Origin of the sequence: Aureitalea sp. L0-47, assembly GCF_026126405.1 — a bacterium.
Classification (GTDB): Bacteria; Bacteroidota; Bacteroidia; order Flavobacteriales; family Flavobacteriaceae; genus Pukyongia.
Genome location: NZ_JAFMTQ010000001.1, coordinates 717,257 through 729,051, shown reverse-complemented (window position 1 = coordinate 729,051; position 11,795 = coordinate 717,257). Strand labels below are relative to the sequence as shown.

11 protein-coding genes are annotated in these 11,795 nt (G+C 43.9%); 9 read left to right on the top strand and 2 right to left on the bottom strand.

What is annotated here, in order from left to right:
- Positions 1–151 precede the first annotated feature (151 nt).
- Positions 152–1,036, bottom strand: coding sequence for a GTPase Era (gene era, locus J1N09_RS03255; RefSeq protein WP_265198093.1), 885 nt, complete (start codon positions 1,034–1,036; stop codon positions 152–154).
- Between the two features lie 125 nt (positions 1,037–1,161).
- Between era and J1N09_RS03250 the strand changes: the two genes are divergently transcribed.
- The 7 genes from J1N09_RS03250 (at position 1,162) to J1N09_RS03220 (ending at position 7,026) form a co-directional block, all read left to right on the top strand.
- Positions 1,162–1,797, top strand: coding sequence for a Crp/Fnr family transcriptional regulator (locus J1N09_RS03250; protein WP_265198092.1), 636 nt, complete (start codon positions 1,162–1,164; stop codon positions 1,795–1,797).
- 40 nt (positions 1,798–1,837) lie between these two features.
- Positions 1,838–2,602: a sulfite exporter TauE/SafE family protein gene (locus J1N09_RS03245; protein ID WP_265198091.1), complete on the top strand. Its 765-nt coding sequence runs from the start codon at positions 1,838–1,840 to the stop codon at positions 2,600–2,602.
- 77 nt (positions 2,603–2,679) lie between these two features.
- A complete protein-coding gene (locus J1N09_RS03240) occupies positions 2,680–4,098 on the top strand; it encodes an MBL fold metallo-hydrolase (RefSeq protein WP_265198090.1) in 1,419 nt (472 codons plus the stop codon).
- Between the two features lie 150 nt (positions 4,099–4,248).
- Positions 4,249–4,911, top strand: a complete 663-nt coding sequence (locus tag J1N09_RS03235; RefSeq protein WP_265198089.1) for a peroxiredoxin — start codon at positions 4,249–4,251, stop codon at positions 4,909–4,911.
- 90 nt (positions 4,912–5,001) lie between these two features.
- Positions 5,002–5,343, top strand: a complete 342-nt coding sequence (locus tag J1N09_RS03230; RefSeq protein ID WP_265198088.1) for a rhodanese-like domain-containing protein — start codon at positions 5,002–5,004, stop codon at positions 5,341–5,343.
- Between the two features lie 16 nt (positions 5,344–5,359).
- Complete coding sequence (locus tag J1N09_RS03225; protein ID WP_265198087.1) at positions 5,360–6,445, top strand: DUF3365 domain-containing protein; 1,086 nt, start codon at positions 5,360–5,362, stop codon at positions 6,443–6,445.
- Positions 6,445–7,026: a TPMT family class I SAM-dependent methyltransferase gene (locus tag J1N09_RS03220; RefSeq protein WP_265198086.1), complete on the top strand. Its 582-nt coding sequence runs from the start codon at positions 6,445–6,447 to the stop codon at positions 7,024–7,026. The genes J1N09_RS03225 and J1N09_RS03220 overlap by 1 nt, the downstream gene beginning before the upstream one ends.
- A gap of 78 nt (positions 7,027–7,104) precedes the next feature.
- On the opposite strand, the gene J1N09_RS03215 is transcribed toward J1N09_RS03220, so the two are convergent.
- Positions 7,105–8,538, bottom strand: a complete 1,434-nt coding sequence (locus tag J1N09_RS03215; RefSeq protein WP_265198085.1) for an NADP-dependent isocitrate dehydrogenase — start codon at positions 8,536–8,538, stop codon at positions 7,105–7,107.
- Between the two features lie 205 nt (positions 8,539–8,743).
- On the opposite strand from J1N09_RS03215, the gene J1N09_RS03210 reads away from it, so the two are divergent.
- Together J1N09_RS03210 and J1N09_RS03205 are read left to right on the top strand one after the other, a co-directional pair.
- Positions 8,744–10,006 carry an FAD/NAD(P)-binding oxidoreductase gene (locus J1N09_RS03210; RefSeq protein ID WP_265198083.1) on the top strand — a complete coding sequence of 421 codons (1,263 nt, stop codon included), beginning with the start codon at positions 8,744–8,746 and terminating at the stop codon, positions 10,004–10,006.
- Positions 10,007–10,486: 480 nt separating this feature from the next.
- Positions 10,487–11,791, top strand: a complete 1,305-nt coding sequence (locus tag J1N09_RS03205; protein WP_265198081.1) for a TolC family protein — start codon at positions 10,487–10,489, stop codon at positions 11,789–11,791.
- Positions 11,792–11,795: the final 4 nt, after the last annotated feature.

Below are 11,795 nucleotides of genomic sequence, written 5' to 3'. Positions count from 1 at the left end.
CGACTTTCAACTTCTTACATCGTACACCCGACACCCGACAAAAGTTGATTCGTTGAGTTGTTGAGTCGTTGATTTGTAGAGTTGTATATGCAGAACTACTCATCTCTCACTTCCGACTTCCGACTTCCGACTTTAGACTTCAGACTTCCGCCTACTTCTTATCGTATCCAAACCTCCTTAACTGACTCTTATTACTTCGCCAGTTCCTGTTCACCTTAACATAGGTCACCAGGTGAATTTGTTTTCCGAAGAAAGCTTCCAGGTCTTTCCTCGCCTCTACACCTACTCGTTTTAAGGCAGCACCTTTATGGCCGATAATGATCCCTTTCTGGGTCTCGCGTTCTACCATGATCACCGATCGGATCCTGATAATGTTGTCGTCTTCGAAGAATTCTTCTGTATCTATCTCTACTGAATATGGAATCTCTTTCTTGTAATGAAGTAATATCTTTTCGCGGATGATCTCGTTCACAAAGAAACGTTCGGGTTTATCGGTAAGCTGATCCTTAGGATAAAAGGGTGGTGAATCCGGCAGCAATTCTACTATCCTTTTAAATACTTGCTCCACTCCGAAATTCTCGAGTGCGGAAATGGCAAAGATCTCTGCATTCGGGACCTTGGTACTCCATAACTCCAGCGCTTCAGCCAATTGATTTTCATCACCTCTGTCTATCTTGTTTATCAGGAGCAGAACGGGGATAGTGGCCCCGGTTATTTTCTTTAGAAAAGCCTCATCCTTTATATCCTTTTCTCCAAGTTCAACCAGGTATAACAATACATCTGCATCCTCGAAGGCAGATCTTACAAATTCCATCATACTTTCCTGGAGTTCATAAGCTGGTTTGATGATACCGGGTGTATCGCTCAGGATCACCTGGAAATCCTCTCCATTCACGATACCGAGGATCCTATGGCGGGTAGTTTGGGCTTTGGATGTAATAATTGAAAGTCTTTCACCCACGAAGGCGTTCATGAGGGTACTTTTCCCTACATTAGGGTTTCCGATGATATTGACAAAACCTGCCTTGTGCGCCATAGTTGAAATTTCAGTAAAGATACATCAAATATGCAGCTTGGCTAAATTAGCTCAAGACGGGATTAACATTAATTTGTAACAAAAGTTACCTAGCTTATATTTGGAACTAACTAACTTTACAACCTATGATTTCAGAGCTGAAAGAAAGCTATGGAGGGCTGTTTGAAGACGCGCTCTTAGCGGAAATTAACCAGGTAGGAACATTTAAGGAAGTAAGTGCGGGGCAAAAGCTTATGGATATAGGCGAATACATCCGCTCTATGCCTCTGCTTGTTTCGGGAGCGATAAAGATCTTAAGAGAAGATGAGGATGGTGATGAACTTCTACTTTACTTCCTCGAACGTGGTGAAACCTGTGCTATGACGCTCACCTGTTGCATGGGACATACCAAAAGCGAGATTCGGGCGATAGCAGAAACCGATGCAAAGCTAGTGATGATCCCTATTCAGAAAATGGAAGAATGGACCAGCAAATACAAGTCGTGGCGAAATTTCGTCTTTCAAAGCTATCACGACCGACTCGAAGAAATGTTGAAAACCGTGGATAGCATTGCTTTCCTGAAAATGGACGAGCGTCTGCTAAAATACCTTCAGGAAAAAGTACATATCGTGGGCGATTCTACATTGAAAATTACGCACCAGGAGATCGCATACGAATTGCACACCTCAAGGGTAGTGATCTCGCGGTTGCTGAAAAAACTTGAAAAGCTTGGAAAGATCAAGTTGCACAGAAACAGTATAGAAGTTATTTCTGTAGACTAAAACAAACAACATCACGGAAATCTTAGGTTATATAGGAGCATTGATCATAGGAATTGTCCTCGGACTCATTGGCGGTGGCGGATCTATCCTAACCGTTCCCGTCTTTGTTTACCTAATGTATATTAATCCAGTCACCGCAACAGCATACTCCCTGTTCGTAGTTGGAATCTCAGCCCTCGTAGGTGCAATCCGAAACATTCAGAAAGGCCTGGTTGATTTTAAAACGGCCATCGTATTCTCCATCCCGGCTTTTATTGCCGTTTACATCACCCGAAAATTCATAGTGCCCGCCATCCCCGATACACTTTTCAGTATTGGTGATTACACCGTTACCAAGAACGTTGGGATCATGGTCTTCTTTGCCGTCATCATGCTGGTAGCTGCCTTTTCAATGATTCGTAACAACGGAAAAGCTGATAAAATCACCAATGGAAAACAACTAAATTACCCCCTGATCTTCCTTGAAGGCTTTGTAGTTGGAATACTCACGGGTATAGTTGGTGCAGGTGGTGGTTTCCTGATCATCCCGGCCCTTGTACTATTGGCAAAGCTTCCAATGAAAAAAGCCGTAGCCACTTCATTACTCATCATTGCCATCAAATCTCTAATTGGTTTTATAGGCGATATCGAAACCATGGAGATCGACTGGGAATTCCTGCTAATCTTCAGCGGTATCTCTATTGTGGGGATCTTTATTGGTGTGTGGCTGAACAACTTTATCGACGGCAAAAAACTTAAAAAAGGCTTCGGCTGGTTCGTACTTCTCATGGCCATCTATATACTATTTAAGGAATTCAGCGCCTAAGGCTTGTGTAACTTTAGTTACTGTAGGGTAGGTTTTGGCGTATTACTTTTATCTCACGTTAACCTAAAACGATTAAGATGAAAGTAGAACAGATATACACCGGATGCCTCGCTCACGCAGCATACTATCTGGAGAGCAACGGTGAAGCGGCCATCTTCGACCCACTACGTGAGGTAGGGCCATACATCGAGAGGGCCGAACAAGACAATGCAAAGATCAAATACGTATTTGAGACTCATTTTCATGCCGACTTTGTTAGCGGACACCTGGATCTGAAAAAGAAAACAGGAGCCGAGATCGTTTTTGGGCCTACCGCCAAACCAGGTTATGATGCTCTTGTAGCAGAGGACAACCAGGTTTTCAGAGTAGGTGATTATAAGGTAAAAGTACTTCATACACCAGGCCATACCATGGAAAGCACTACCTACCTTTTAATTGATGAGAACGGAAAAGAGCACGGAATTATCACCGGTGATACCTTATTTATTGGAGACGTAGGCAGACCAGACCTTGCTCAACATGTTGTTTCTGAACTTACAGAAGAAAAACTTGCGAACCATCTTTACGATTCACTTCGGAATAAAATAATGCCCTTAAGTGACGATCTTATCGTGTACCCGAATCACGGTGCCGGTTCTGCCTGTGGTAAGATGATGAGCAAAGAAACCACCGATACACTCGGTCATCAGAAAGAGGTGAACTACGCCTTAAGAGCCGATATGACCCGCGAAGAATTTATTGAGGAATTGCTTACAGGACTTACACCTCCTCCAGGCTATTTCCCACAGAACGTCTTGATGAACATCCAGGGCTATGAAAGCCTTGACACCATCATGGAACGAGGCGCGCGACCACTTTCACCCGAAGCCTTCGAAGCTGCGGCCAATGAAACTGGCGCCATCGTTCTCGACGTTCGGAATAGAGAAGATTTTAAGCATGGACATATTCCTCGTTCCATTTTTATTGGATTAGACGGTAGCTTCGCTCCATGGGCAGGTGCCCTTATCAAAGATGTGAAGCAACCTATACTCATTATTGCTCCAGAAGGAAGAGAAGAAGAGGTGATCACCCGATTATCTCGTGTAGGATTCGACAATACTCTCGGGTATCTTGAGGGAAGTTTCGACGCCTGGAGAAAGGCATCCAAGGAGTATGACACCATTACTTCTATCGATGTAGCCACCTTTAAAACTAATCTTGAAGAAGAAAAAGACGCCAAAGTGTTCGATGTTAGAAAAGCCAGCGAGTATAACTCTGAACACATGGTAGGCGCTGTAAATACACCACTAGATTATATTAACGACCATGTAGCCGAATTCCCAACCGACAACATGTTCTACCTGCATTGCTTTGGTGGATATCGAAGCGTAATTGCTGCTTCGATCTTGAAAAGTCGAGGAATTCACAACGTTATTGAAGTCGCCGGTGGGTTCAAGAAGATCAAAGAATCGGACCTTCCATTAACCGATTATGTGTGCCCAACAACTATGCTATAAGTTGTTTGATTTTTTGTTTCATACATTTTTGGGCGCATCTTAAGAGAGCAGGAATTTATTCCTGCTCTCTTTCTTTTCATATGTAACATAAGTTACTGCCAGGGCGATGCCGGAACAGTACTTTTATACTGAAATTAAAAAACCTGCTCTATGGAAAATACAGAACAAAAAGTAATATACAGTATGCCGAGAATTGGGGACAAGGCTCCCGACTTTGAGGCGATCACCACTAAAGGAAAAATTAGGTTTTTGGACTTTGCCAAAGACAAATGGGTCGTAATGTTTTCACACCCGGCGGATTTCACCCCGGTGTGCACAACAGAGATGAGCGGCTTCGCCGTACGAAAAAATGAATTTGACGCACTCAACACCGAATTACTCGGTTTGAGCATCGATAGTATTCACGCCCACCTGGGATGGGTGAACAATGTGCGCAATAACATGGGAGTGTATTTCGATTTCCCAATTATTGCCGATCTCGATATGCACGTTTCCAAACTCTACGGAATGTTGCAGCCCAACGAAAGTGAAACGGCAGCGGTACGTGCGGTTTTCTTTATCGATCCTGAAAAGAAGATCCGACTAATCATGTACTATCCGCTAAACGTGGGAAGAAATATGGACGAGATCCTGAGGGTACTCGAAGCTCTTCAAATCTCCGATAAATATAAAGTGGCAATGCCTTTAGACTGGAAAAAAGGTGATAAGGTAATTGTTCCACCACCAAAGACACTCGCTGAAATGGAAGAACGCATCAACGACGATTCCATTGAGAAGATAGACTTCTACCTGGCCAAGAAGGAGCTTGTGTAGAGGGGTTTTTATGTTAGGTTAGAACGAAGCAGTCTGAAATATGGCTGCTTCTTCTTGATTCCGAACTTCTAAATTAATAATACAATAAAAATGTTCTTAAACTCACTATTTAGGTCCGAAAGCCAACAATCGGAAGCGATAAAAATCCTGAATGTTTCCGACTACAGATCGGCTATCTCATCGGAAGATGTGCAATTGGTCGATGTACGCACACCCAATGAATATCGCTCAGGTAATATCACCAATGCGATCAATATCGACTTCTTTCAGCCTACTGTTTTTGCTGAAAAGTTCTCAAGACTAGACAAAAATAAACCGGTGTATATCTACTGCAGAACCGGCGCTCGTAGTCAGAAAGCCGCAGCAAAGCTGCTCGAAATGGGCTTTTCCGAAGTGATCGACCTCAGAGGCGGTTATATGCAGTGGAACTAACTCAAATCTCCTAATCATGAAAACAATCCTACTCGTCATTAGTTTATTACTTCTATTAAGTTGCAATTCCGGTCCAGATAAATCGTACCAGGCCCTCCTATCGGATCCAACAGTTCATTCGGATGATCCCGAACATCCCGGAAAGGCCCTGATGGAACAATACTGCTATGCCTGTCATAGCGCAACTGCCCCACATGACGAACGTCTTGGGCCGCCTATGATCGCCATCAAGAAGCATTACATTTCCGAAGGAACCACTAAGGAAGAATTTACTAACGATATGCTCAACTGGGTCAAAGACCCTGCCGAAGAGAAATCAAAAATGCCGGGAGCGGTACGTCGTTTTGGGGTTATGCCCAAACAGGTATTTCCCGAAGACGTGATACAAAAGATCTCAGAATACATGTACGACTATGAGATCGAACAGCCCGAATGGTTCGAAGAACATTTTCAGGAGATGCAAGGAAAAGGGATGGGCAAAGGAAATGGACGTGGCCAGGGCATGGGCATGGGCCGAGGTAAAGGGCAAGGAAATGGACAAGGAAATGGACGAGGAAAAGGACAGGGAAAAGGAATGAATGGTAAAATGCAGGGAGCTAGTAGCAATTCAAACCCGGAAGTCACTGGTATGCGATACGCCAGGACCACAAAGGCAGAATTGGGCAGAAATTTAATGCAGACCATTAACCGAAAAGGTACGGTGGCCGCGATTGAATTCTGCAACGAAAAGGCCTACCCAATTACCGATAGTATGGCGACCGTCCATAACGCCATGATCAAGAGGGTAAGCGACAAGCCCAGGAATCCGGACAACAAGGCTACTGCTGCTGAAATTTTTTATATTGAAGACTATAAGTCACAGCTTGCAAAAGGTGAAGATCCGGAACCAATGATATTGAAGAAAGGAGATGAAACCACCTTCTACTACCCGATCGTTACAAACACCTTATGCATGCAATGTCATGGAGATACCTCGGGGGATCTTAAGCCGGGTACCCTGGCCAAGTTAAAAGAACTATACCCGATGGATAAGGCCACGGGTTATTCGGTAAATGAAGTAAGAGGTATGTGGCGAATACAGTTTGGAGAAAAAACCGACTAATGAATTTTTTAGAAGGATACTGGAACCACAGATATCTCCAAAAGGAGACAGGATGGGATATTGGCTTTGCCTCTACTCCTTTGAAAGAATACTTCGACCAGTTGACCGATCCTAATTTGAAAATCCTCATTCCCGGAGGTGGTAATTCTTATGAAGCTGAATATCTCTTCCAAAACGGATTCAAAAATGTCTACGTCCTCGATATTTCAGTAGTGGCACTGCAAAATTTTAAGAAAAGAGTACCAGATTTTCCCGAAGACCAGCTTCTTCATATGGATTTTTTCGATCTAAATGAACAATTCGACCTTATTGTTGAACAAACCTTTTTTTGCGCTCTAGAGCCTAAGTTAAGGTCTACCTATGTTTTAAAAATGAACGAATTGTTGCCTACAGGCGGAAAAATTGTAGGATTGCTATTCAATATCCCGCTTAACGAGGATCACCCTCCTTTCGGCGGGAATGAAGAGGAGTATCGCAGGTTGTTTTCAGAAAAATTTGAGATCGACATTATGCACACCGCCTACAACTCCATCCCGCAACGTGCAGGCAATGAATTATTCATAAAACTTATCAAAAAATAAGAGAGAGGCCTTTCGACCTCTCCATCTTAACAAAATCGGGTGTGTCACCCGACAACAACCTAAACGCAAATTTATTATCTACTGTCCCTGGCCAAGAGAATACGCTCTCGCTCCGTCGAACTCGTAGAGATTTTCAGTTTTTATTACATCGATATCCTCCAGCAACGCTGTTTGAAGCAGGCTTGGAATACTCATTTTACGAGCCGGATCGCCGTTCTCAACTTCAAACCTGCATCTCCAGTGATCTGTACAGAATGTTTCTTCAAATCCATTGGGCCATACCTTCACCCCGCGGTTGGTGATCATGGTAAGCTTGATATCGCTATTCAGCTTTACCAGATGGGCCGCTAGTTTATCCGGGTCCTCACCTTTCCAGTCTACAAACACATCCACACCTTTCAGCACTTTATTCTTGTCTGCCTGGCGCTTATAAGCCGGAACCTTGAATACAACGTTGTGAGTGAATTCAGCCTCGGGCAGTTCCTTTGGTTTTTGTCCGAGATGAGCAATTACAGCCTGTGCAAATGCTTTGGTTCCAACCTTCTGCTTACTTACTCCCTCCTTATATATGTCCGGAGTGTGGATACCGTTCTCGATGGTACAAGCCCATGCATTCTTGATCTTTTCCGCTACATCTTGCTGTCCGATATGATTCAGCATCATAACAGCCGCCCGAAGCAATCCTGAAGGGTTGGCAATGTCCTTACCTGCAATATCAGGGGCCGATCCGTGAATGGCTTCAAACATTGCACAGGCATCACCAATGTTCGCTGTTCCTGCAAGTCCGATAGATCCTGAGATCTGGGCAGTGATATCGGAGACGATATCTCCATAAAGATTCGGCATTACAACTACGTCGAACATTTCGGGGGTATCTGCTAATCGTGCAGCACCTATGTCGATGATCCAGTTGTCAGACTCGATCTCCGGATACTCTGCTGCGATCTCCTTGAACACCCTGTGGAACAAGCCATCCGTGTGTTTCATGATGTTGTCCTTGGTGAAACAAGTTACTTTCTTGCGGTTATACAGTTTAGCATATTCAAAAGCGTAACGAACGATACGCTCGCAACCCGGACGAGTGATCAGCTTAAGACATTGCACCACCTCATCCGTTTGCTGATGCTCTATACCCGCATACAGATCTTCTTCATTCTCACGAATAATTACCACATCCATTTCGGGATGCTTCGTAGCAACAAATGGATGGAAGCTTTTGCATGGTCGCACATTGGCAAATAAGCCTAATGTCTTTCTCATGGTTACATTTAGACTCTTGTAACCTCCGCCTTGTGGCGTTGTAATTGGAGCCTTCAGGAATACTTTGTTCTCGCGAATGCTATCCCAGGCATTGGTATCGATTCCACTGGAATTTCCGTCCAGGTACAACTGTTCCCCTACAACGATCTCATCCCATTCGATTCGGGCTTCTGCCGCTGTTAGTATGTCGAGGGTTGCCCCCATTATCTCGGGACCGATTCCATCCCCGTGCGCAACTGTGATTTTCTTCATGGTTTAAATTTTTGTCAAAGTAACAGAAAACCTATCATTAATTTTTATTTATATTATTAATCATATGCATAAATAATATTTATGTATTTCAGAAGAACCCCGGTGGTTTGATCTTAGCGCAAAGGTGTATCATAGGTTGTGTAACAATTGTTACTGAATTCTCATTCAGGAGGTTATACTTTGTACTTTCTTAAAGCCTAATCACATGAAAACCCATTACGAAATCCTTATCATTGGTGGTGGTACCGGCGGTATTATGACAGCAGGACAGCTTCTGAAGGAAGACCCTAAAGCAGACATTGCCATTATTGAACCGGCCCATACCCATTATTACCAGCCCGCGTGGACCCTGGTTGGGGCGGGAACCTACGATTTCAAGAAAACAGCGAAATCCATGGCCAGTGTGATGCCCAAGGGAGTAGAATGGATCAAGGATTATGCGAACGGTTTAAATCCGGCAATGAATTCGGTTTCTACCAGAAGTTCAGGCACTATAACCTATGACTATCTTGTGGTGGCTCCGGGACTCATCATGGACCCTTCCATGATAGAAGGCCTTTCCGAAGCTTTCGAGCAGGGAGTTGCGTGCAGTAACTACATGGATCCTGAACACACCTGGGAAGTGATTCGGAATTTCAAAGGAGGTAACGCGGTATTTACCCAACCCACAACTCCCATAAAATGTGGTGGTGCTCCGCAGAAAATAGCTTACCTGGCAGCTGATTACTTCAAAAAGAAAAAAATGAGCGACAAGGTAAATGTGATATTCGCCACTCCCGGTTCCGTGATCTTCGGTGTAAAACCCATTCGCGAGACCCTAATGCGGGTGATCGAGCGATACGATATTCACTTCAGACCTTTTTATGCTCCTTTCAGAATAGACATTAAGGAAAAAATTATCCATTTCAACCATACCGCATCCGAGGAGAACCGTTGTATCGTAAACGAGGACAACGCGATCAATGAAATAATGGGTGGAGAAGCAGATATCAGTATTCCATTCGATATGCTTCACATCGCTCCACCCCAGCGAGCTCCCGATTTCATTAGAGATTCAATACTTTCCAACGAGGCGGGTTGGATGGAGGTAGACATCCACTCCATGCAACACAAGAAGTACAAAAATGTGTTCGGGCTTGGGGATGTAGCAGCATTGCCAACGGCTAAGACCGGTGCAGCTGTTCGGAAGCAGGTACCCGTAGTTGTTGAGAACCTGATCAAACTTCGAAAGGGCGAGGTAGCGGATAATGCAGATTATCACGGTTATTCTTCTTGTCCGCTGGTAACCGGTTATGGAAAAATGGTTCTGGCAGAATTCAACTACAATGGCGAATTCACACCGGATCCGAAACTAAAGCGTATGCTGATCTTCAACAGTGCGAAAGAACACTGGAGATTATGGTACCTGAAAAAGTATCTTTTGCCCAAGCTATATTGGACAAAAATGATGAAAGGGAAAAGAGTTTGATTATTGAAGTTTGATTGGTTAGAATTCAATGTGAACCATTCTTGAGGAATTGGTTTTATATTGGTTAGTTAGTTGAAAAGCCTTTCTTCGGGAAGGCTTTTTTCATGCCTCAATTTTAACACTTAAATTTATGTTAAACATCGTAAAAACAATAGCTCAATGATTTTCATCATTGTGTTAGGTATAGGCTAAAATTACTTTTAGTGTTTTAGTATTATAGAAGTGTACCCATGAAAAGGATGCATTTTTTTATGGTGTTGTTAAGAACGATATCATTTGCTGTGATCGGGCAGTAAATCGAACCTCACGCCGGCAACCTGTACTGCAATTTTTCGGTCGCCTTCCGAACCAGTACCAGGAATTAACCTAATCCTCCACAAAAATATAAACGACCTTGTGTAACATGGGATACATAACATGGTAACAAGAGTTACTGACTCACCCCAAAGTCAGCCCTACTTTTGCTTAAAACATAAAGCAGTGAGAATTTTAGCGAGCATAGTATCCTTATTATTAATCACCTCGGCTAGCATAGCCCAGGAGACACGCACTCTTAGCAAGCAGGAGTTGCTACAGGAGGTAATGGAAAACGGAAACCTGCTTAAGATCAAAGCAGAGGAGGTAAAAGAAGCCAAAGGAGATCTCAACCAGGCCAATGCAGTCTATCTCCCTTCCATAACTGCCTCTTATACGGGAAGTACAACTACCAATCCGCTAATGGCTTTCGGTTCCAAACTGAACCAGGAAGTACTTACGGCCAGTGATTTCGACCCACAATTGCTGAATGATCCACTTCGTACCGATAATTTCGCTACCAAACTGGAGATACGGCAACCCCTTATCAACGTGGACGGGATCTTTCAGAGAAAAGCCGCGAAATCCAAATACGAAGCGACTCAATACCAGGCCGAGCGAACTCGCGAGTACCTGGAATTACAGGTAGAAGAGAAATACATGCAACTGCAGCTCTCCTACAAGATGGTGGAAGTGATGGAACGATCCAAAACAGCTTCAGAAGAAAACCTAAGGATCGCCAAAAACAGCTTTGACCAGGGATTGCTACAGCGCTCCGACCTACTGGCTGCAGAGGTCCAGGTGATGGAAATGGAAAACCGACTGCGGTATGCCCAGAGCAATGTGAAGAACATTTCGGGTATGCTTTCGGTTATGATGAATGATGAAAGTAACGAGGTTTTCCAACCCTCGGATGAACTACAACCGGAGAACGAGGTGGTTGCCATGGATTCGATCTCTTCGGAACGCGCCGATATTCAGGCTATGCGGGCGGCTACTGCTGCCTATGAACAACAATACCGATCTGATAAAATGTCCTTCCTGCCTCGACTGAATGCCTTCGGAAGTTATGAACTCTACGATAACGAATTCCTGCAGGCAGACGCTAACGGGTACATGGTGGGTGCCCAGCTTAGCTGGGATCTCTTTGACGGGAACAAGCGTATTGCAAAGACCGGGAAAAGCAAAGCTGCTTTCGAAAGGTCCAATCTTGAATACAAACAATACCTGGCAGAAAGCAAATTGGAACTGGAAAAGGCTTACCGTATGCTAAATGACGCCAGTAACGAATTATCGCTTTCAGAAAAAGCATTGGAACAATACGAGGAATCTTTACGTATTCGAAAGAACCGTTTCAAAGAAGGCCTGGAACGAACCAGCGAATTACTCTTTGCCGAGGCAAAATTCGCCGAAAAACAACTCGATTATCATCAAACCGTATTTCAGTACAACTACGCGCTGGCTTATGTGCGATTCCTAACAAAAAAATAAAATA